This is a genomic window from Roseburia intestinalis L1-82, assembly GCF_900537995.1.
Lineage (GTDB): Bacteria > Bacillota > Clostridia > Lachnospirales > Lachnospiraceae > Roseburia > Roseburia intestinalis.
This window is the reverse complement of record NZ_LR027880.1, coordinates 1566944-1586085: the sequence shown is the minus strand read 5'-3', so window position 1 is coordinate 1586085 and position 19142 is coordinate 1566944. Positions and strand designations below refer to the sequence as shown.

24 protein-coding genes and 4 pseudogenes are annotated in these 19142 nt (G+C 46.1%); 1 reads left to right on the top strand and 27 read right to left on the bottom strand.

Features of this window, described 5'->3' with window-relative positions; all coding sequences use genetic code 11:
- Window positions 1-94: 94 nt before the first annotated feature.
- From rpiB to RIL182_RS21195, 27 genes and pseudogenes are all read right to left on the bottom strand, one after another.
- Window positions 95-541 carry a ribose 5-phosphate isomerase B gene (gene rpiB / locus RIL182_RS07425; RefSeq protein ID WP_015522301.1) on the bottom strand — a complete coding sequence of 149 codons (447 nt, stop codon included), beginning with the start codon at window positions 539-541 and terminating at the stop codon, window positions 95-97.
- Between the two features lie 82 nt (window positions 542-623).
- Window positions 624-1142: a YqeG family HAD IIIA-type phosphatase gene (locus RIL182_RS07420; RefSeq protein ID WP_006858653.1), complete on the bottom strand. Its 519-nt coding sequence runs from the start codon at window positions 1140-1142 to the stop codon at window positions 624-626.
- Window positions 1143-1334: 192 nt separating this feature from the next.
- Window positions 1335-1709, bottom strand: coding sequence for a hypothetical protein (locus RIL182_RS07415; RefSeq protein WP_022111749.1), 375 nt, complete (start codon window positions 1707-1709; stop codon window positions 1335-1337).
- Between the two features lie 91 nt (window positions 1710-1800).
- Window positions 1801-2253 carry a transcriptional regulator NrdR gene (gene nrdR, locus RIL182_RS07410; RefSeq protein WP_006858655.1) on the bottom strand — a complete coding sequence of 151 codons (453 nt, stop codon included), beginning with the start codon at window positions 2251-2253 and terminating at the stop codon, window positions 1801-1803.
- A 132-nt stretch (window positions 2254-2385) separates the two neighbouring features.
- Window positions 2386-2643: a YlmC/YmxH family sporulation protein gene (locus RIL182_RS07405; protein ID WP_006858656.1), complete on the bottom strand. Its 258-nt coding sequence runs from the start codon at window positions 2641-2643 to the stop codon at window positions 2386-2388.
- Between the two features lie 64 nt (window positions 2644-2707).
- Window positions 2708-3808, bottom strand: a complete 1101-nt coding sequence (ychF, locus tag RIL182_RS07400) for a redox-regulated ATPase YchF (RefSeq protein WP_006858657.1) — start codon at window positions 3806-3808, stop codon at window positions 2708-2710.
- A 75-nt stretch (window positions 3809-3883) separates the two neighbouring features.
- Window positions 3884-5080, bottom strand: coding sequence for a tyrosine-type recombinase/integrase (locus tag RIL182_RS07395; RefSeq protein ID WP_006858658.1), 1197 nt, complete (start codon window positions 5078-5080; stop codon window positions 3884-3886).
- A gap of 106 nt (window positions 5081-5186) precedes the next feature.
- Window positions 5187-5435 (bottom strand): excisionase, encoded by a 249-nt coding sequence (locus RIL182_RS07390; protein ID WP_006858659.1) that lies wholly within the window; start codon window positions 5433-5435, stop codon window positions 5187-5189.
- A 407-nt stretch (window positions 5436-5842) separates the two neighbouring features.
- Window positions 5843-6100 (bottom strand): helix-turn-helix domain-containing protein, encoded by a 258-nt coding sequence (locus RIL182_RS07385; protein ID WP_006858660.1) that lies wholly within the window; start codon window positions 6098-6100, stop codon window positions 5843-5845.
- Complete coding sequence (locus RIL182_RS07380) at window positions 6081-6521, bottom strand: RNA polymerase sigma factor (protein ID WP_044999463.1); 441 nt, start codon at window positions 6519-6521, stop codon at window positions 6081-6083. Before RIL182_RS07380 ends, RIL182_RS07385 begins: the two co-directional genes overlap by 20 nt.
- 456 nt (window positions 6522-6977) lie before the next feature.
- Entirely contained in the window at window positions 6978-7493 is a 516-nt protein-coding gene (locus RIL182_RS07375) for an immunoglobulin-like domain-containing protein (RefSeq protein ID WP_006858661.1), read from the bottom strand.
- Window positions 7494-7549: 56 nt separating this feature from the next.
- Complete coding sequence (locus tag RIL182_RS07370; RefSeq protein WP_243128743.1) at window positions 7550-8269, bottom strand: sensor histidine kinase; 720 nt, start codon at window positions 8267-8269, stop codon at window positions 7550-7552.
- A 64-nt stretch (window positions 8270-8333) separates the two neighbouring features.
- Window positions 8334-8870, bottom strand: a pseudogene (locus RIL182_RS07365) (DUF4366 domain-containing protein); the annotation flags it as partial.
- Window positions 8860-9129, bottom strand: coding sequence for a DUF4315 family protein (locus RIL182_RS07360; RefSeq protein ID WP_006858662.1), 270 nt, complete (start codon window positions 9127-9129; stop codon window positions 8860-8862). The gene RIL182_RS07360 and the pseudogene RIL182_RS07365, both read right to left, overlap by 11 nt.
- Before the next feature lie 31 nt (window positions 9130-9160).
- A pseudogene (locus RIL182_RS07355) lies at window positions 9161-9520 on the bottom strand (CHAP domain-containing protein); the annotation flags it as partial.
- A gap of 1 nt (window position 9521) precedes the next feature.
- Window positions 9522-10238 (bottom strand): annotated as a pseudogene (locus tag RIL182_RS07350) (VirB6/TrbL-like conjugal transfer protein, CD1112 family); the annotation flags it as partial.
- Window positions 10239-10254: 16 nt separating this feature from the next.
- A pseudogene (locus tag RIL182_RS07345) lies at window positions 10255-10338 on the bottom strand (Maff2 family mobile element protein); the annotation flags it as partial.
- A gap of 89 nt (window positions 10339-10427) precedes the next feature.
- Window positions 10428-12092, bottom strand: a complete 1665-nt coding sequence (locus tag RIL182_RS07340; RefSeq protein ID WP_007884068.1) for a recombinase family protein — start codon at window positions 12090-12092, stop codon at window positions 10428-10430.
- A 6-nt stretch (window positions 12093-12098) separates the two neighbouring features.
- Window positions 12099-12296 (bottom strand): hypothetical protein, encoded by a 198-nt coding sequence (locus RIL182_RS07335; protein ID WP_006858666.1) that lies wholly within the window; start codon window positions 12294-12296, stop codon window positions 12099-12101.
- A 242-nt stretch (window positions 12297-12538) separates the two neighbouring features.
- Window positions 12539-13831 carry a virulence-associated E family protein gene (locus tag RIL182_RS07325; protein WP_007884071.1) on the bottom strand — a complete coding sequence of 431 codons (1293 nt, stop codon included), beginning with the start codon at window positions 13829-13831 and terminating at the stop codon, window positions 12539-12541.
- Between the two features lie 13 nt (window positions 13832-13844).
- Entirely contained in the window at window positions 13845-14486 is a 642-nt protein-coding gene (locus RIL182_RS07320) for a CHC2 zinc finger domain-containing protein (protein ID WP_014081132.1), read from the bottom strand.
- Window positions 14487-14550: 64 nt separating this feature from the next.
- Window positions 14551-16140: a MobQ family relaxase gene (mobQ, locus tag RIL182_RS07315; RefSeq protein ID WP_006859284.1), complete on the bottom strand. Its 1590-nt coding sequence runs from the start codon at window positions 16138-16140 to the stop codon at window positions 14551-14553.
- Between the two features lie 152 nt (window positions 16141-16292).
- Window positions 16293-16652 (bottom strand): SdpI family protein, encoded by a 360-nt coding sequence (locus RIL182_RS07310; protein ID WP_006859274.1) that lies wholly within the window; start codon window positions 16650-16652, stop codon window positions 16293-16295.
- Between the two features lie 287 nt (window positions 16653-16939).
- Window positions 16940-17242, bottom strand: a complete 303-nt coding sequence (locus RIL182_RS07305; RefSeq protein WP_006859273.1) for a DUF3847 domain-containing protein — start codon at window positions 17240-17242, stop codon at window positions 16940-16942.
- A complete protein-coding gene (locus RIL182_RS07300; RefSeq protein WP_006859272.1) occupies window positions 17239-17571 on the bottom strand; it encodes a hypothetical protein in 333 nt (110 codons plus the stop codon). The genes RIL182_RS07305 and RIL182_RS07300 overlap by 4 nt, the downstream gene beginning before the upstream one ends.
- On the bottom strand, window positions 17572-17757 hold the full coding sequence (locus tag RIL182_RS07295) for a hypothetical protein (protein WP_033118356.1): 186 nt from the start codon (window positions 17755-17757) through the stop codon (window positions 17572-17574).
- A 92-nt stretch (window positions 17758-17849) separates the two neighbouring features.
- Window positions 17850-18041 (bottom strand): hypothetical protein, encoded by a 192-nt coding sequence (locus RIL182_RS21195; RefSeq protein ID WP_154314213.1) that lies wholly within the window; start codon window positions 18039-18041, stop codon window positions 17850-17852.
- Window positions 18042-18292: 251 nt separating this feature from the next.
- Between RIL182_RS21195 and RIL182_RS07285 the strand changes: the two genes are divergently transcribed.
- Window positions 18293-19114: a helix-turn-helix domain-containing protein gene (locus RIL182_RS07285; RefSeq protein WP_006859270.1), complete on the top strand. Its 822-nt coding sequence runs from the start codon at window positions 18293-18295 to the stop codon at window positions 19112-19114.
- Window positions 19115-19142 lie beyond the last annotated feature (28 nt).

Below are 19142 nucleotides of genomic sequence, written 5' to 3'. Positions count from 1 at the left end.
TTGGACTCTCTGATTTTTCTATTTTATAATAAATGCCTGTACATTTCAAGCTTTTTTTCGTTTTGCACCATCAAATTGACAAAAACATGGTTATTTATGAGTTTCGTTCTTCTATCTCATGGATCAGATCAATCCTCGTCTGATGTCTTCCACCTAAAAACTCTGCATCTAAATATGCTTTTACGATATCTTTTGCCAGCTCGGTTCCGACAATTCTTGCACCAAATGCAATAATATTCGCATTATTATGCTCCTTGACAAGTCTTGCAGTTGCGCAGTCAGAACACACTGCCGCACGGACTCCCTTTACTTTATTTGCAGCGATTGAGATACCGACTCCGGTTCCACAGATCAGCACTCCACAGTCTGCCTCCCCTGCCACAACGGCACGTCCGACTTTTTCACCATACTCCGGATAGTTACAGCTGTCTGACGTATCTGTTCCAAAATTAATGACTTCATGTCCCAATTCTTTCAGATAATCCATGATGACAAATTTTAATTCTGTTGCTGCATGATCATTTCCAATAGCGATTTTCATTGTATTCCTCATTTCTTTCTATTTTATTTGCTCTTAAATGAGCATTTTATTCATGACAATCGGTTTGCCCAAAGTATGCCGTCTATTGTTTTTCTTTGTTTTTCTTTGCCAGATCTCTTCTGTAAAAATACAGCACGATCTTTTCCAGATATCTTTTTAATACAATCTGTATCTCCTCTTTCGGATGAATCGGTTTTACCAGAATCGAGCGGATACCGGCACGCTTCGCACCATATATATCCGTAAAAATCTGATCTCCGACAAAAATGGTATTGCCGGTATCTGTCCCCAGTTCCTCCATCGCCTTTTTATAATTTGCCGGATTCGGTTTGCCCGCCTTATAGATATAAGAAACATTGACTGCATCATTAAACATTTTCACACGCGGTTCCTTGTTGTTTGACAACAGCATACACGCAAATCCCAGTTCTTTTAAATGTGCAAACAGTGCACATGCACGCTCATCCGCCGGTGCTCCATGCCGCACCAGTGTGTTGTCTATATCAAAAATCACACCGCGATACCCCTGTGCATACAATTCATCAAAATCTATCTCGTAGGTTGAATCCAGATACTCATCCGGATAGAACTTTTCCATCATATTTTCTTATCCTCATTTTCATACAAATTTGGGTTTGTATGTATATTTTTATTTGCCTGCAAATTTGGTCTGCATACATATTTTTTCATGTAAATTTTCATACAAAGTACAGTGTACTATACTTTCCAAAAAATATCCAGTAAAAAAGAGAATCACCCACAGGCAATCCCCTTTCCATCATCAATGTTCTGTTTACAATGAGAAATTCTCATTCGGACGAATATATAATAATCCGGTCTGGCTCATACGCTCTCCAACAAAAAACTGATACTGCTGTAACACCTGATCCTTCTTCATATCGGAGATAGCTTTCTCTACATCCAGACTTGTAATATCGCTCGCGATTCCTTTCAGATCATACTCTGCATCCGGCTGATATTGTTTCGCATACTCTGTGGCACCATGATCCGGCTTGTTATCCCTCTCACTCTCTGTAACCTCAGCCACACGGGTATCTTCCCCCGCCGTATCTATGACATTTGGTACACTTTCCTCCTGAATCTGAGTATTCTTTATGGTATTGTAATCATAAAACCCCGCCTGTATACGGATACCTGAAATATTCATACCACCCAATCCCATCCATCTGCATCTTCTTCTTGGCAAAAACTATATCGGTCTGCCTTTGTAAATACTTTAGCATAATTTTAGCGTTCCGTTACTTGTCTAACATCTTTTTCAATTCGCTCATAAATGTATTCACATCTTTAAACTCACGATATACCGAAGCAAACCTTACATATGCAACTGCCTCGAGATCTTTCAGCTTATCCATCACAAGTTCTCCGATCAGACTGCTCGGGATCTCCTTCTCCTCACGATTAAATATTTCCGTCTCAACCTCATCGACTAACTGATTGATCTGGTTGACAGAAATTGGTCTCTTATGACATGCCCGCAGTACCCCTGCTTCAATTTTGGAACGGTCATACTGCTCCCTGTTATTGTCCTTTTTAATCACGATAAGCGGTATCGTTTCAACCTTCTCATATGTTGTGAAGCGCTTCCCACATTCATCGCATAACCGTCTGCGGCGAATCGAATTGTTATCGTCTGCCGGTCTTGAATCAATGACTCTCGTATTCTCACTGCTGCAAAACGGACACTTCATAAGCTACCTCCTATGCACAGACCCCATTTATTAAAAGTATATCCATTGTTTTTGTAATTGTCAACATAATTTTCCCTGTTATGTCCACCTGTTTTTGGTTATTTCAACGAAAAGTTTCGAAATATTTTCGTTTTACTGTATTTTCTTACGAACTTCTTTTTCTTCTATATCAACCAATATGATATCGGGTCCGATTTTTACGATTTTGCAACATGGAATATGCAGTTCAAATTCTCTTCCCACACATCCAAAAAACTTTGCCGGTCCAGGAACAATAATCGTCCGGATACATCCGTCATGCTCATCAAACTCCAGATCACAGACATTTCCAAGACACTTGCAGTCACAGACATTGATCACTTCTTTTTTCTGAAATTCACAAAAACGCATATAGTCTTCCAAATCCGTTCATTTAGAAAACCATATGCGTCCCGGTATATTTTTAGACTATTTTTTATACATTAAAGCGGAATAAGATTACATCTCCGTCTTTGACCACATAATCCTTTCCTTCCATTCCGACGATTCCTTTTTCACGCGCTGCGGAAAGACTTCCATTATCTAATAGATCCTGATAGTTTACAACCTCAGCCTTGATAAATCCACGTTCAAAATCCGTGTGGATCTTTCCTGCTGCCTGTGGAGCTTTTGTGCCTTTTTTGATCGTCCATGCACGGCACTCATCTTCCCCGGCAGTGAGGAATGATATCAGTCCAAGAAGTGAATAGCTTGCAGCTACAAGCTTGTCAAGTCCGCTTGACTCAACACCGAGATCCTCAAGATATTCTTTTTTCTCATCCTCATCAAGCTCTGCAAGTTCCTGCTCTATCTGCGCACAGATTACGAATACTTCTGCGCCTTCTTCTTTCGCCATCTCTCTGACTTTCGCAACGTGCGGATTCGATGCTCCGTCATCTGCAAGATCATCCTCTGCCACGTTTGCCGCATAGATCATAGGTTTTGCTGTAAGAAGGTTATATCCCTTAAACCAGATCTGTGCATCATCATCGTCCGGTACTTCAAACGTTCTTGCCATCTTGCCATCTTCAAGATGCTTCTTTACTGCCTCTACAAGTTCAAGCTCTTTCGCAAGCGTCTTATCCATTCTTGCCTGCTTTGCAATTTTTGAGATTCTTCTGTCAAGGATCTCAATATCTGAGAAAATAAGTTCAAGATTGATCGTTTCAATATCTCTTGCCGGGTCAATGGATCCATCCACATGGATGATATTTGTATCCTCAAAGCAGCGTACGACATGAACGATTGCATCTACTTCACGAATGTTTGCAAGGAACTGGTTTCCCAATCCTTCCCCCTTACTTGCACCCTTTACAAGTCCTGCAATATCAACAAATTCAATCGTTGCTGGTGTAACTTTTTTCGTGTGGTAGAGTTCACCAAGCTTTACAATTCTCTCATCCGGCACGGATACAATTCCCACATTCGGATCGATCGTAGCGAATGGATAATTCGCCGAAAGTGCGCCTGCCTTCGTAAGTGAATTAAATAATGTAGACTTTCCGACATTTGGGAGTCCGACGATGCCTAATTTCATTTTATCTTTTACCTGTCCGAAAACCCTTTATTTATGCGGGTTTTCGCCTTTCTCTATATTTTTATTACACCCTTTTTACACCCTTTTTTCAACTGTGGGTGTAGCTGCTTCAAATTGCTGAACAGCTTTTGCAAGGGACTCGTCCGTAACATGGACATACCTGTCCATTGTTGTTTTAATACTTGCGTGTCCTAATAGTTGCTGTAAAACTTTAGGTTGTACGCCGCGTTCAATCGCGCGTGTAGCATAAGTGTGTCGTAAGGCGTGCATACAAAAACGCTTAATACCAGCTTCATCACACAATTTATATAAATGTGTATCGTAGGAACTGTTTTTAGCAGGTTCTCCTGTTCGCCAGTTGATAAATACCAAATCCCGCATGACAAGACATTTCTTTTCTCCCGTTCTGCTGTCTGTGTACTCCAAAATCTGTGAAAGCATTTCAGACTCTTTCCGGGTATCTTTTTCATCATAACAACTTTTTAGGATTGTATATGCGCGTTCTGTAAGCGGAATAGTACGATAACTTTTTTTCGTTTTAGGCGGACCGGCACGCCAATATCTCCGGCTGTGTCGATACTCTAAACTCTTATTTACAGTTAAAGTACGTTTTTTCCAATCAATAGCGTCCCATGTCAGACCAATCAATTCAGCCGTTCTCAAACCCGTTTCTAATAACAAAGCATACTGTCTATAATTATGAGAACGCTCTGCGGCTTCAAGAAACTTTTCCTGTTCCTCAACGGTTAAGTATTTAATATCATCTACTGCCCGGACTGGTTTCGTATATCGAACACCATTCATAGGGTGCTTTGCAATAATATCATTCATAACTGCTGATTTGAACATAGTTCCCATTGAAATATAGGTCTGCCGGATTGTTGAGCCTGCATATTCTGTTTCCATTCGATTTAAGACAGCTTTACAGTGCATAGGTTTTACATCAGCTATACACATAGTTCCTATCAATGGTTGAATATTTTTTTCGTAACGCTCACGATAATTTCTTATCGTATTTGGCGCAAGGTCACAAATGATATTATCAATCCAATAATTGAACCATTTATCTACTGTCATATCAGGCGCAGTAACGATTAGATTATGTGTATCTTCATACTTTGCGTCAGCAAGCCATTTTTTTGCTTCGGGCAGCGTTTTGAAATATCCATTTTGACGCGCACCATTTTTAGCATAAAATCTTGCGAAATACAAACCGTCCTTTCTTTGACAAATACCTTTCCCACACTCTTTGCCTTTTAAATTTTTTCCCATGACGGACTCCTTTCACGTTAAAAAAAGAGTCCAACGCAAATATAAATTATATCACAAGGACTCCGTTTTTTCAATCTTAACAGACAAATATTTCAGCTATTAAAGGCTATATAATCAATTCTCGGCGAATGTATTCCTCAAATTCTTTACGCTTCACTAACTTTCGTGTTCCAACATATAAAACAAAAGGGCAGTTTGGCTGTTTTAACATGGAGTCAATCTTATTGATACCTATGTTGCTATATTCAGCCGCTTCCTTTATTGTTAATGTTATTTTCAAATGAATAGGAACTTTTACTTCTGTTTCCTTATATAAATGCAGTTCTTTTTCTTCACTGCTATTTGATTTATTCATTCAAAATCCCCCTTATCTTCTTTCAATTTAATGGAAAATAGGCTCATCAGACGGTCTTAGCAAACCTCACAAGAATTTCACTTCCGCATGGTTCTCATGCAGCTCTACCCGTTGCCTGCGACGCTTTTAACGCTCGGACTACGGCGGTAAAGGAGTATCATTATACCGCTATATGGATTGTGGCGGCAGAGTTGCTAAGTCTGCTTTGGAACGCTGATAATTCTCGCTCGTTTTGTCCCTCCTTTCGGTCATGGCGTATCAGCCCAACGGCTCCCCATATATCGAATGTATCTGATTTGCCTTATGCTGCGTCGCCGTTCTATTGCGCCGCTTTCTTTGTCAAAGAGCAGGGGGCTGTTCTGCGATATGGAACGGAAAAGGGGGAAGCGTTCCAATACCGCGTTGCTTTATTCAGCCCTAAATGTGAGGATTGCCCTCATTAGTTTTGCTTGCAGCCTTTCACGTATTTCTTCGTCTACTCCAAAATAAACATTTCCTCGCTCATCATAGAGCTTCCGCATGGAAAGACTTGCTATGTAGCCGCTGAAATGCTGCAATACAATCTTCATTGCATCCGGGTCGCCTTTGCTCGCCGCCAAAATAACGGGATAGGGAACAAGGGCATTTTCCGGGTACTCGGTCGGTTTACCATTCAATCCATTCATCAGCGTTTTCCTCCAAATATTTTTTTAACTGCTCAAAGGAGCTTGTCCGGCGATACTGTACCGTACTTCTTGAGATATTGAGCTGCTTTCCGATTTCTACATCAGTCAATCCCTCAAAGTAATACATCAGTACAATTTTGCGCCGTTCTTCGGGTAAAGCCCGGATAGCTTCAAGCAGCAGTTTTGGGGTTATTTCTTTTCCTGCCATTTGATAAGACGGCTCTGCTTCTTCGTCTTGAAAATACTTATCGACGGTATAAAGCTGCCGTTCCTCATACAAGGCAAGGTCGGAAAAAGTAACTTCCCGAACTCTGCGCCGACGAATTTCTTCATGGGCGTTGCACGCTTCATTGTGCAGCACTGATTTACAGAACTTTTGAAACGTACATTGCTTTTCAAATTCCCTGCGATTAGGTGTCATGGTGTTCACCTCCTTTCTGCCGAAAGGCGGTAGTACCTCCCCTTTTCGCGGGATAATACAGGCGACTTTTTGCTTTGCCAAAAAGAGGGCAAAGTTTTTGAAAAATCTTCTGTAAAATGCGAAATGCGCCTGCCTGCAAAATGCAGACAGACGCATAGGAAATAACAGCAGTATTTAATTGATTTGATAGTTCATCTACATAGCCGGAATACCCCGTCGGTGGATAATGGCTTTTTTTGATAGTAACCCATTAGGGTATAGAAAAAAGGACATGGCGATACCTCCTTGATACCGTCGTGTCCCCAAATAGCAGGATTTTAATATGTCCTCTGTTTTAGATTTTCAAAAGAAAACGACGGTTTTGATTGTTATTTCAAAACCGCCGTTAAAATGGCATGAGAACTTTCTACTTCATAAGCGGTTTTTTTTATTTCATGCTTATGAAGTAGAGAATTTTTACCTTATCGTAAATTCGCAAGATAAATTATATGTATCGTAATCCCAATCTCTTTCACTTTCAAAGAACGCAAATTGTTTAATCAAACGATAGTGTCCCGCAGGCAATTCTCCATAAAAACTTTTAACATCAATTTCTAATGTTAATCGTTCGTTAGGCTTAATAAAACAATCCTTTTCATTGCTCTTTGAAGGGTCATCAAGCTGTTCAAGTTGATACCAAGTGCCGGATTGTTCAGTTTCTATTTCAAAATAATTTGGTGAATATCGGTATTCTTTATCAGAAGTATTTTCTATTAGAAATGAAAGGTGCTTTAAGTCTAAATCCTTTTCTGCACTCATTGAAATTTTCAAATCGTCCAAAGTGTCAAGTGCTTCTTCACTTCCATAAGGAGAAACCTCATATTCTTCGGAATAATCTTGTACTACATGATTATCACTGTTCTTTGTTTGACTACACCCAACAATACACACCAATAGCAATAAAGTTAGAAACATACATATTATTTTTTTCATTTGTCATTATCTCCTTTCTTTTAAATTTATAATAGCAATAAAATGTCTATTTTCAATCAACTTTCATTGCAATTTATTTTCACTGTAACACATGCTCCCCCTGCTTTATTATTAGCAATTTGGATATTTCCGCCATGTCTTTCACTTAAAATCTTACTAATATTCAGCCCTAACCCCAAATGTTCAGTAGATATATCTTTCGATGATTTATAAAATGGTAATGTTGCTTTTTCAATCTCAATATTTTTAAACCCGCAACCATCGTCTGAAACAGATATAACCAAATTATTATTCTCTATTACTACGCTAATAGCAATATCACTTTTTGCATATCTAATACTATTAGAGAGTAAATTTTCATAAATCTGCATGACTGTATCTAAATTGATAAACAAGGTTATATTATCACCGCTTGCAGTAATTGAAAAATGTTTGTCATAACAAAGTGCTTCTGCTGTGTTATTAAAATTATCAATAAGTGAATGAAATGTAATCTGTTGTCGTGGAATATCAATATCCTCTAACCTGTATAAGTTCGTCATAGCATTTACATATTTTTCAAGACGTGAAATATTTTTTGACATTACTGATATTTCGTCTAATATTTCTTCTTGTGATACTAAGCCTTTGGGAATAAAGGAAAGCAACATAGTAGCATGTCCCTTTAGTAAAGTCAAAGGAGTGCGTAAGTCATGTGAAAAAGCAGCATTCAAACGGCGCTGTTCAGCAAATTGTCTAAACATAGTTTCATTATTTTTCGACAAACAATCTTTCATTTTTTCAAAGGCGTGACAGAGTTTCCCCATTTCATCATTTAATGGATATGATAATGTAAAATCTAAGCACCACACCGGGATTGCCGCCTTTTTCTTTCGGTTCTTCCGGCTGCTCGGTTGGTGTTGGGGTGGGTTCTTTGCCTGTGCAGCCTGTCATACTGGTAACACATACCGGGCAGGACGTGTTTACCTTTCCGGCTTCGCATTTTTCCGTACAGTTACAGATTTCCGGTTTTTTGGCAGCTTCGCCGTTTTCGGTCAGTGCCATAAGGTCGGCTTCGTCCACTTGATTTAGGAAATGTACGGTCTGTTCGCCCTCGGCGGCGCGGTCAATGAGGATATAGAAACAGTTGCCGCTTTTGGTGGTAACAGTGATAAGCTGCTTATTGCCGCCGTAATCGTCAACCAGTGTTGCGTTTCCCTTTGGGGTAAGGGGCGGCGTTTCCTCTTTTTCCTCCACAACTACGTTGCTGTCGTTGGTCGCGTCCCCGGCGTTCGGCTCTGTGGCTGCGCCCTGTGCATAGGCAGGGACAGAAAAACCGCCCATAAGGATAAGGGCGGCACAAAGGGCAATCATGGTCTTTTTCAGTTTATTCTTCATCTGCATTTTCCTCCTGTTCTTCGTAGTCTGCCGCTTCGATAGTGGGCGCGGTGTTCATGCCGGGAATACCGCCGCCGGACAGCATAGCGTTCAGTTCCTGCGGTGTCAGACGCATAGCTCGTACAAGCTGTACGATTTCAAGGTTTTCCGCTTCGGTTTTCTGCGCTTCCAGTCCTTTTAACTTGTTCTGATACTCTGTGATTTTCTCGCGGGTCTTTGCGATTTCCTTATTGATACGGTCGATTTTATTGTTTGCCATAGGTCATTTCTCCTTTCTTTTTTGGGCTGCTTTACCAGTTCATCAGCCCGTAGCCTTTGATACATTGATAGTTAAGGTCATAGCTCTTTATCTTGCAAGCGTCGCCGGAATTGCCCTCAACGGTATAGACGCGGCTGCCGTCCCTGCCAAGCACAAGCCCCACATGGTCGGCAACGCCGTCTAAATCCCAATCGAAAAAGATTGCGTCGCCCGGTGCGATATTCTCATAGCCGCGTGCGCCCCATTGTCCCCTTGACTGAAACCAAGGGACACCCTGCCATTCGCAGCCCGCAAATCGGGGTTCGCTTTTTCCGGCTTGATTGTAGCACCATGATACAAAACAGGCGCACCATTCCACGCGGCTGTTAAAGCCGTACCAAGACCAGTAAGGGTATCATAATGAGGAAGCCTTGAAAACCAAGAGCGAACAGCCCTTTTAGGTAGTTGTTTCCAATCTGTCCCCATTCTCTGTTGGTCATGGTCGCAAATGGAATAGGCGATACCGAACAGTAAAGGTAAATCTCTATCATTCTGCCGTATAAGATAACGGTTATCAGTACGGACATGATTTTCATGCAAAGGCTCACAAGGCTTGTTTCAAGCACAAGTAAGAGCAGTTCGGGGATTTCCATATCTTCAAGCCCCTCCTGCATGGCGGCAAGGGCTTCGGCAACGTCGATATTCGTATCGCCGCCGATAACCCCCGCTGCGCCGGAAACGATATGCTGCGCCATATCAAAGACCGCCATTGTGATGTTGAACGTGTTGGTTACGATAAACACCGCGACAAAGGCTTTGAATATCCACTTAAAGAACATGAATGTTTCTATGTCGTGCATATTGTTCTTTTCCGTTACCATGCTGATTAGCTCGTAGCATAGGACATAGGTAATGACAAGCCCCGCAATCGGGACGATTACATTTTCAGAAAGGGTCTGTATCATGCTGAAAATGTTGGCGTTCCACCCTTGCGGGGTCTGTCCTACCTCGTTTGCGATAGTCCCGACTTTTTCGTTTACGTCCCCGAACATAGTTGACAGATTACCGTTTATCGCTCCGATAAGGATTTCCTTTATCCATTCGTTAATCGCGTCAAGTATGCTCTGCATAGGCAGCTACCCGCGCTTAACCGAACAAGCCGGAAAGCAGAGGTACAAGGATAGTGCCGATAAGGGCAACACCGCCGCCTGCCATGAGCTGTTTCATACCAAAATAGGTGTAAAACTCTGCTCGATGGCGGGCGGCGGCGTGTCAAGAAATTTATGGAATTTTTTTAGAACCGCCCCGGCGGGAACAGGTCAGGCCGTGACCTGTTCCACCTCCGGGATGGGTTTGAGATTAAAATGAATTTCAATAGAAATGTGTCGTGTCTTATCGCTGTCGATGTGTTCATGGACAACGATTTCTTTAATCAGACGGTTGAGGGTGGCAGCGTCCAGCTCCGTGATGTCGGCGTATTCCTGAATGGCGTCCACCCATTGCTTGGCGTCCACGGCAAGGCGGATTTCATCAGCCAGCTTCCTGCGCCCCTGTTCAACCCGTTCCTTTAGTTCAGCCTGTTCCTTCTGCGTCTTATCCAGCATGAGATTGAAGTTTGCTTCGCTGATACGTCCGGCAACCATGTCCTCATAGAGCCGCAGCACCATTTTTTCCAGTACCTCAATCCGTTCCTCGTGCTTCGTCAGGGAACGCTCCAACGCTTCCCGCTGGCCTTTCTGCTCGGCTTCACAGGTGTTGGTAAGCCGTCCGGCAACAGCTTCCCCGTCCATCAGGGCGGCCTTCGCACATTCCCGGATTTTGTTCAGCACAAGGCGGTAAAGGGTTTCGTACTCCACACGGTGCTGGGTACAGTGCTGTTTCCCATAGGCATTATAGGTCTTACAGGAATAAATCTGCTTCGGGTGCTTGTCGTTGGTGTAGCGGATAGTCAGTGATTTCCCACACTCGCCACATTTGAGAAGCCCCGCAAACAGGCTGATTTCCCCGGTCTGGCGGGAACGCTGCCGGGATTTCAGCTTGTCCTGCACGATGTCAAAGCTCTTGCGGTCAACAATCGGCTCATGCCGTTCCTCCACCACAATCCAGTCCTGCGGCTTTTTTTCCCCGATGGTGCCGATTTTGAAGCGGTAGTCCTTCTTCTGGGAAGCGATAGCCCCGGTATAGACGGGATTCATCAGGATGTCCTTGATTACCGAAAAATCCCACATATACCGCCCGTTTACCGGGTCTTTCTTTTCCCATTTAGTGCGGACATTGCGGAAGCCCCGTTCCCGGTTCCACCATGTAGGGCAAGGCACCTTCTGTTCTTCCAGCCTGCGCCGGATAAAGTTCGGGCCGTGTCCTTCCAGCGCCCAGCGGAAGATTTGCCGGACAATGGGGGCGGTTTCCTCGTCCACCAGCAGATGGTTTTTGTCCTCCGGGTCTTTCTGATACCCGAAAGGGGCGATACAGCCGGTAAACTGGCCTTGCTGGGCTTTCAGAAGGTAAGAGGAATGTACCTTCTTGGAAATATCCTTGCTGTACATCTCGTTGAGGATGTTCTTGAACGGCGCAATGTCGTTATTCTCCCGCATGGTGTCGATACCGTCATTCATGGCGATATAGCGGACGCCGTGGCGGGGAAAGAAGTCCTCAATGAGTGTGCCGGTCTGCAAATAATTTCTGCCCAACCTCGATAAATCTTTCGTTATGACAAGGTTTATCTGCCTGCGCTCGATGGCTTTGAGCATCCGTTTCAGGTCGGGGCGCTCCATGTTCAGCCCCGTGTAGCCATCGTCCTGATAGACTGCCACAACCTCCCATCCCTGCTTTTCGCAGTATTTTTCCAGCATATCCCGCTGGTTGGCAATACTGGCGCTCTCCCCGTCAAGGTCATCGTCTTTGGAAAGCCTGCAATAGATGGCTGCCCGGAAGCTGCCTGCCAGTATTGCGTCCATGTCTGTATATTCATATCCGTTCATCATAACCGTTTACCCGCACAATCCAGACGGAACACGGTTCTTCTGAACCTCATCCTTATTATACTCTAAATCTTGTGTTTTCGCAAGATTTTCTTTGCTGGTATTCTGCCCATATTTTTGGGCAATCAGGCTCACAAAGACGTCTGTGGCGTCCAGTTCGCCGTCAAAAACTGTGGTAACATGAATCTCTGTTTTCGTTTTTGCCATAGGCAGTTATCCTCCATAATAGAATAAGCCAGACAAGGAGAAGGTCGGCAACGAAGTCCGGCAACGGGCTTCAAAAAACCTGAAAACTATCTCTGTCTGGCAGTTTGGCTCTTATTTTTATTTTCTTTTATTTTTCTGTTGTTTTGGTTGCTGATAAGGGGAAAAGCCCGCAGTTACGGGGGGTTTCCCGGCAACCGGCTCGGCAACGGGAGTGCAACAGGGTCGGCAACCGGCTGCATTTTTCAGAAGGGAAGCTCCATCTGTTCCGTGACTTCCTCAAATCCTTCCGGGATTTTTTCAGCTCCGTTGCTGATGTCCGTTGCTTTCGTTTCACGCTCCCAGCCCTTTTGCCTGCCGTATTCCGGGAACACACGGGGGTTGGAAAAGTAATTCCAGCCCGTCACGCAATGGTTCATGATGTCGTTGACTTCCCGGATTTCCCATTGCTTCGGCTCGTCAAAGGGGTGGTTCAGGGCTTCCTTGAAAAGCTGCTTGGAACACACCATGCCGCCGGTATAGCGGTCAAGGTATGCCTGTATCATCCCGGCCTTGGTGTCCTCCGGCATGAAATCCCGCTGGTGTTCTTTGAGATAGCGCACCATTTCCGGGCTGAAAGACAGCTTAAAATCCCCGCTGCGGTAAACCGTCATGGCTTCTGCCCAGACCTGTGCAAGATAGGCTCTGGAAGCGGCTTCGTCCTCCAAAATGTGAACCTCGGCCTGTTCCGGGTACACCATGACCGGCAGGAAGCGCCGGTTGCCGGAACGGTCAAGGGGCAGGAAGTCAAGGGCATTGGAAGTGCCGCCGAACACACATTGCCGCAGCCTGTCCTCCGGGTGGGTTTCGTATGGGATTTTATAGACCTCCTTCTGTCGGCTTAAAAATGACTTGATTTCCTCAATGCTCTTGGCATTGGCGGTGGCAATCATCTCCGACATCTCGATAATCCAGTGGCCTTGCAGCTTGCGGTACACGTTATCATCATCCAGCTTCCGCAAATCATCGGAAAACCACTCGTCTTTTACTGCCAGCAGCCGGAAAAAGGTGGATTTCCCGGCTCCCTGACCGCCCACCAGACAGAGCATGACTTCAAATTTACAGCCGGGGCAAAATGCCCGGTGGATGGCTCCCAGCAGGAACAGCCGCAGGGCTTCATAGGTGTACTGGTCGGTGTCGGCTCCCAGAAAGTGGCGCAGGCAATAGCGGATACGCTCCTGCCCATCCCATGAAAGGCCGTTCAGGTAGTCCCGGACGGGGTGGTAGCCGTTTTCATTGGCAACAATCCCGATGGCGGCGGTAATCTTTTTCTCACTGGTAAGCCCATAGGTTTCTTCCAGATACAGGAGCAGATAGTTCATATCCGTGTCCGTGATGGCGGTGCCGATGCGGTGGTAGCCGATGGGCTTTACAATGTCCACTCGCTCGGTCAGCAGATTTTTTGCGATTGCCCCGGAAAGCAGCGGGTCATTCTGAAAGACGGTCAGGCAGTTGCGGATACTGTTGCGGACGCTGCCTTTCTCGGTGCTTTCCAGCATGGCCTTTACTTCCTCAATGCTCCGGGGCGGGGCTGCTTCTTGTATGGTCTGTTCTGCGGCCTGCCGTATCTTGGGCGGCAAGCTCTGCCATTCGTCTTTCAAGATTGCTCACTTCCTTTCCATAGTCAACGATAAGGACTGCCCGTTCCTCCATATCCGGGGAGAGCAGCACATCCAGCAGATATTCCACATGGGATTGCTTCTGCAAGGCTTCCACAAAAAGCGGGTGCCATGCTTCTTCCGGCATCTTAGGGGCATAGTCCCGTTTCCAGCGGCGCAGAAGATGGTAATAATCGGACAGCACCCGGAAGCAGTAACGCTCCATGCGGCAAAACCGCTGTTCCGGGGTTTCCTGCCGGGGTTTGGGTTTTCTCCTGCCGGGTGGTTCCCTGTCCTCATAGGGGATGGAGAACTCCTGCGCCAGCATGAGGGCGGCTTCCTTCGGACTGACAGCTTCCAGACGGGAAACAAAGTCAATCACATCCCCGTCTGCCTGACAGCCGAAACAGTGAAAGCGCCGGTCAACCTTCATGCTGGGGTTTTTATCAGCATGGAAGGGGCAGACACACATCCCGTTTCGTCCCACCCGGATTCCAAAATGCTCCGCAGCCTGCCGGGTGGTAACAGACTGCTTGACAGCTTTAAATACATTCAAATAAATCCTCCTGAAAATAAGAAAAGCGCCTGTCATTCTCGAAAAAGAAAATAGCAAGCGCCTATTAAAGTTCCATATCCTGTTTTTTCTCTGTGCGGGGCTGCTTCCGTTTCTCGGCCTGTTCTTCCCGGATACGCTGCGTCCGGCCTTTGACTGCCTGCTGGATGGACGGTTTCTTTCCCGGCTCGGCGGTCTGGCGGTACTGTTCAGACGGAAGAACCTGATTGAGCCAGTGACGCACATCCCGGAGAATCTTCACATCCTCCTGTAATGCGGACAACCGTTCCTTATATCCGGCAACTTCTCCGGCAAGCTGTGTCTGTTCCTCATTCAGCTTTTTAATGCTGTACTTCTTCTCCTTCAAATGCACCTTGAAATAACGGATAGCGGCATTATAGGCGTCCAGCTCGTCCCGATGGGCGGCGGCAAACTGTTCCCGTGGCTTCTTAAACCGGATGGCAGCATACTCCACATGAACCGGCTTATGGGCTTCAAAGTTGGCGATATGGGAAAGCAGGGTGTTGATTTCTTTCATACGCTGTTCTTTCGGCTTCATCTCTGCCCGGATGGAAACGGCCTGCCCGCTGACGGTATCCAGATAAGCGTCCAAACTCTGCACAGTGGACAGCTCCTTTTCCCGCAGATAGCGGATAGCTTCCATAACCTTGTTGAAATCGGCAACGCTGCCTGTAAGCTGGCCTTTGCTTGTCCAGCCTGTACGTTCCTCCCGGCGCAAATCCAGATATTTCCCCAGCAGCTCCGGCAGGGTGGGTTCCTTCGATTCCTGCAAGGCTTCCAGCAGGGCGGCTTTTTTCTCCTTCAGGTCTGCAATCCAGCCTTTCAGGTGGCGTACCATCTGCCGGATAGATTGCATAAGGGAATTGGCGGCTTTGATGTCCCGGTTCAAGTTGCCGATGTTGGTCTGTATCCCTCGTTTCTCCATCTGGCTGACTGCTGGCCCCATATGGACGGTGGGGATTTTATCAAGCCCCTGCCGTTCATAGGAACGAAGGTCAAGGCGCTCCGGGCGTCCGTTGGCTTCCAGATAGCGGTTAGCGGTAGCCGCCCAGCCCTGCCGCCAGATCTCTCCGTACTTCTGGTCGTTCCAGTCCACGGTATCCTCCTTGTGGCTTTTCCAGCTCCCGGACGGGAGCCGGATACGCTCGCCGTTCTCGTCAAGGTCATAAACCTTCCGGCTCTTGGGAAGCCATTTCCCGTTTTCGTCCATTGCCCGCATGGTCAGCAGGATGTGGGCGTGGGGATTCCCATTCCCTTTGTCGTGGATGGCAAAATCGGCAATCATGCCTTTAGAAACAAAAAACTCCCGGCAGTAGTCCCGGATAAGGTCGGCGTGCTGTTCCGGGGGGATTTCCCTCGGTATGGCAAGCACGATTCTCCGGGCAAGCTGGGAGTTCCATTGCTTCTCGATAGCTTCGGCGGCGTTCCACAAAGTATTGCGGTCTGCATACGCTGGTGGGGCGTGGGGCGGCAGCATGATTTCTGTATGGACAATCTCGCTTTTATGGGAATAGTATTTCTGCTTCTGGTCGTACTCGGAAAACAGCCGTTCCCCACTCTGGTAGGCGGCAGACGCAACGGCTGACTGGTGGTTGCTGCGCTGGATTATTTTTATATCATGGTGTGGACAGGGCATAGCGTTCCTCCTTCCTGTGGTTGATTTTGGGCAAAAGAAAAGCAGGAAACCGTTTCTGATTTCCTGCTTAGTGGTGTCGCTGGTAGGCGATTAGTATTCAGTTTTGAAGGTTCGGGTCAGGTTGGCTCGATGATGGAAAGCTGTCTAATAGCTTAAAAGTTTTTGTTCGCAAATTTACTTGTAATTCCAGTTTCTGTTTTATAAAATCCAAAAATCAGAAAAATAATTCCAACAACTACTCCTGCAAATACGGTAGTCTGTGTAGAAATATTAAGAAGAAGTAAGGATATACACAAAACGATTTCTACCAAACCTAATGTTTTGCCAATACCAATAAAAATATTAGGTGCTATGCTTTGTGCATAATCCCAATGCTCTTGTGACTTCCGAGATGTAGGCGTATTGTATCCGTTACCGGATGTCATATCTTTTACCGGGTGCTTCTTTAAGATATATCCTACAAAAACCATAACAAAGGGTATGATGAAATTCAAAGCAATCAATCCATACATAAAACCATCTCCTTAGATAGTGTTCGTCATTAGCTTTATTATACTACGGGCAGTCCTGTTTTGGAATAGATAAATTGTAAACTTGCTGGACGGGAACAGCTTGCAGCGCAAGGTGTTCCCGGGCGGCAAGTCCACAAAGGGGTAGCTGGCGCAGCCAGCGCAGGGGAAGTGTAGCGTCCCCTGTGATGATTGGAAGCAGCCGCAACGGTGCTGAAAATCATCCGCTTTCCGCAGGAAGCCCCCGGCAGGGCGCAACGCACCGGCTTGACCGGTGTATAGTTGCGCCCTTACTCCGTAAGGGATTCCCCGGCTACCCGCCCTTTCACGCTTTCTGCAACTATTTCCTTCATGCCACTTTGAGAAAATGCCTGTTTCAGAATGTCCATCACATCCTCGTCTGTCAGCACTTCCGGCCTTAAAAGGAAACTTTCCAGCATAGCTCCTCTGGTACAGAGCCGGTGCGTCCGTTCCTTCCGGGTAAGCTGCTTCACCTGGTGTTCCAGTATTTTTTCTTCATGCTGCGCCCGCCGCAGTCTGGCTTCGCCTTTGGCAATCTCCTGATTCAGCTTTTCCAGCTTCTCATTTATCATGGCAGCCCTCCTTTGGGAAGCAGCGTGTAAATGCGGTTTGGTTCTCCCACACCCCGGCGCACCCGCAGGATAAGCCCGATGTCCTCCAATTCTTTCAGGGAACGCTTCACAGTGACGGGGCTGCGGGAGAGGGCTGCCGCTAATTCCATGATAGGAAAACGGACAAACAAAATGCCGTTGCTATCCTCTATCCCTGCCGTAAGGGTGGTGTTCAGCAGACGGGCATACATGACTTTTGCTGTGCTGCTGATCGGCAGCCGAAGCATTGCGGCGGGTAGCGGCATACAAGGCGGCAGAACCGTGTCTGCGCTCATAAATTCAAATTCCATTTAACTGATTTTCTCCTTTCGCTTGGCTCGTTTTGACAGGTAATGGGGGCAGTCTATCACGACAGCCCGGAAACTCTGCTTGCACTTATGCTGGCACTTCCGGCACAGGTCGTTGTAGGCCACACGCCCCCGGTCATTGAGGAAGAAGGAAAGCTCCAACTTCCGTTTCTTGCTCATTCTCGGCATAGTGCCTCCTATCATAGAAAATCCGCCCATTTCAGCCGTAACAACGGGAACAGGCGGATAAAGGTTTTTGGTGTCATGTTTCGGGGCGATTTTCAAGGAAAATACGGCCATAGAGCCGCTTTGAAATGCCCCATAGTATTACGGACGGGGCAGACTACACCCCGCCGATTTGTCGTGTTTGGGTAGCGTTTTGGTATCAGTTCTGCCGGGTTGTCCTGCTGTCGTTCCTGCCCCTGAATCTCACAGCGGCGTTTCGTTCCCGTTGGTACGCTCGCTGCGGTCAAGGTTCCTCCATTTCCTTGCCGCAGGTCGTTGCGCTACATCGCCGGGGAGCATATCCCATCAGGCCGGTCATTCGATTGGAAATAATCCATCGATGAACTGACTTAATCATAGCTCATTTTTGAACCCTTTCCCGTATGTCCATAAAATAGGAAAACCGCCCCAAAATCGAAAAATTCCACGATTTCGGAACGGTATATGGTATAATAAGGAATAACAGCGGCAGCCAGCCGCAGGAAGGAGCGATGTGTTTATGAAAACCCGCATTTCCGTACAGGAACGCCTGAAAGATTTACGGGTGGAACGGGGCTTGAATCTGGAAGAACTGGCACAGGAAACCGGCATTTCAAAATCAGCCCTCGGCAGTTATGAAAACGACAACGACGAATACAAGGAAATTAACCACGGCAGCCTGTTGAAGCTGGCAGACTTCTATCAGGTGTCGGTTGACTATCTGCTCGGCCTTACCAATAATCGGAGATATGAAAACACCCCGATAGAAGAATTACATTTGAGTGATGAAGTCGTGGAACTGCTGAAAAGTGAACGCTTCAATAACCGGCTGCTGTGTGAGATTATCTCCCATGAAAAATTTAAGGAATTGCTGGCAGACGCAGAAATCTATGTGGACGGGATAGCAACCATGCACTTCCATGACACAAACAGCTCACTGGCTGCTTTACGGGCTATGGTACTGGAAGAACACCCCGAAGCTGCGGCAGACCGGGCAATCAAAGTGTTGGAAGCCTGTCAGATAGAGGAAGAAGATTTTTTCTGCCATGTGACGCACAAAACATGGGACGTCATTCTCCATGATATACGCAAGGCGCACGAAAATGACAGCGAAAGTGCGCCGGATACCACGCCTGCCGATGAACTTATACGGGAAGTACAAAAGGCCATGCAATCTCCGGGGGACAGGGTTCAGCAATTCACGGAGATATTCTGCAAGGCGTTCCGGCTCAAATACAAGCGGCTCTCACAAGAGGAACGAAGCCTTTTGAAAAAGCTGTTCAAGAAATCCCCGCTGATAAAACAGTCTGGTATGAACTTCCGGCGCAGGCCGTGGAAATAAAAACAGCCGTTGTAGGATTTTGTTCCTA

Excerpts from the sequence above, each read along its gene's own strand:
- ychF (WP_006858657.1), bottom strand. The coding sequence starts at position 3,808 with ATGAAATTAGGCATCGTCGGACTCCCAAATGTCGGAAAGTCTACATTA.
- RIL182_RS07305 (WP_006859273.1), bottom strand. The coding sequence starts at position 17,242 with ATGATAAATGAGAAGCTGGAAAAGCTGAATCAGGAGATTGCCAAAGGC.
- RIL182_RS07300 (WP_006859272.1), bottom strand. The coding sequence starts at position 17,571 with ATGGAATTTGAATTTATGAGCGCAGACACGGTTCTGCCGCCTTGTATG.
- RIL182_RS07415 (WP_022111749.1), bottom strand. The coding sequence starts at position 1,709 with ATGAATATTTCAGGTATCCGTATACAGGCGGGGTTTTATGATTACAAT.
- RIL182_RS07380 (WP_044999463.1), bottom strand. The coding sequence starts at position 6,521 with ATGACACCTAATCGCAGGGAATTTGAAAAGCAATGTACGTTTCAAAAG.
- RIL182_RS07390 (WP_006858659.1), bottom strand. The coding sequence starts at position 5,435 with ATGAATAAATCAAATAGCAGTGAAGAAAAAGAACTGCATTTATATAAG.
- RIL182_RS07285 (WP_006859270.1), top strand. The coding sequence starts at position 18,293 with ATGAAAACCCGCATTTCCGTACAGGAACGCCTGAAAGATTTACGGGTG.
- nrdR (WP_006858655.1), bottom strand. The coding sequence starts at position 2,253 with ATGAAGTGTCCGTTTTGCAGCAGTGAGAATACGAGAGTCATTGATTCA.
- RIL182_RS07370 (WP_243128743.1), bottom strand. The coding sequence starts at position 8,269 with ATGAAAGATTGTTTGTCGAAAAATAATGAAACTATGTTTAGACAATTT.
- RIL182_RS07385 (WP_006858660.1), bottom strand. The coding sequence starts at position 6,100 with ATGAATGGATTGAATGGTAAACCGACCGAGTACCCGGAAAATGCCCTT.
- RIL182_RS07340 (WP_007884068.1), bottom strand. The coding sequence starts at position 12,092 with ATGATGAACGGATATGAATATACAGACATGGACGCAATACTGGCAGGC.
- RIL182_RS07405 (WP_006858656.1), bottom strand. The coding sequence starts at position 2,643 with ATGCGTTTTTGTGAATTTCAGAAAAAAGAAGTGATCAATGTCTGTGAC.
- RIL182_RS07395 (WP_006858658.1), bottom strand. The coding sequence starts at position 5,080 with ATGGGAAAAAATTTAAAAGGCAAAGAGTGTGGGAAAGGTATTTGTCAA.
- mobQ (WP_006859284.1), bottom strand. The coding sequence starts at position 16,140 with ATGCCCTGTCCACACCATGATATAAAAATAATCCAGCGCAGCAACCAC.
- RIL182_RS07420 (WP_006858653.1), bottom strand. The coding sequence starts at position 1,142 with ATGATGGAAAAGTTCTATCCGGATGAGTATCTGGATTCAACCTACGAG.
- RIL182_RS07325 (WP_007884071.1), bottom strand. The coding sequence starts at position 13,831 with ATGCTGGAAAGCACCGAGAAAGGCAGCGTCCGCAACAGTATCCGCAAC.
- rpiB (WP_015522301.1), bottom strand. The coding sequence starts at position 541 with ATGAAAATCGCTATTGGAAATGATCATGCAGCAACAGAATTAAAATTT.
- RIL182_RS07310 (WP_006859274.1), bottom strand. The coding sequence starts at position 16,652 with ATGTATGGATTGATTGCTTTGAATTTCATCATACCCTTTGTTATGGTT.
- RIL182_RS07375 (WP_006858661.1), bottom strand. The coding sequence starts at position 7,493 with ATGAAAAAAATAATATGTATGTTTCTAACTTTATTGCTATTGGTGTGT.
- RIL182_RS07295 (WP_033118356.1), bottom strand. The coding sequence starts at position 17,757 with ATGCCGAGAATGAGCAAGAAACGGAAGTTGGAGCTTTCCTTCTTCCTC.
- RIL182_RS07360 (WP_006858662.1), bottom strand. The coding sequence starts at position 9,129 with ATGGCAAACAATAAAATCGACCGTATCAATAAGGAAATCGCAAAGACC.
- RIL182_RS07335 (WP_006858666.1), bottom strand. The coding sequence starts at position 12,296 with ATGGCAAAAACGAAAACAGAGATTCATGTTACCACAGTTTTTGACGGC.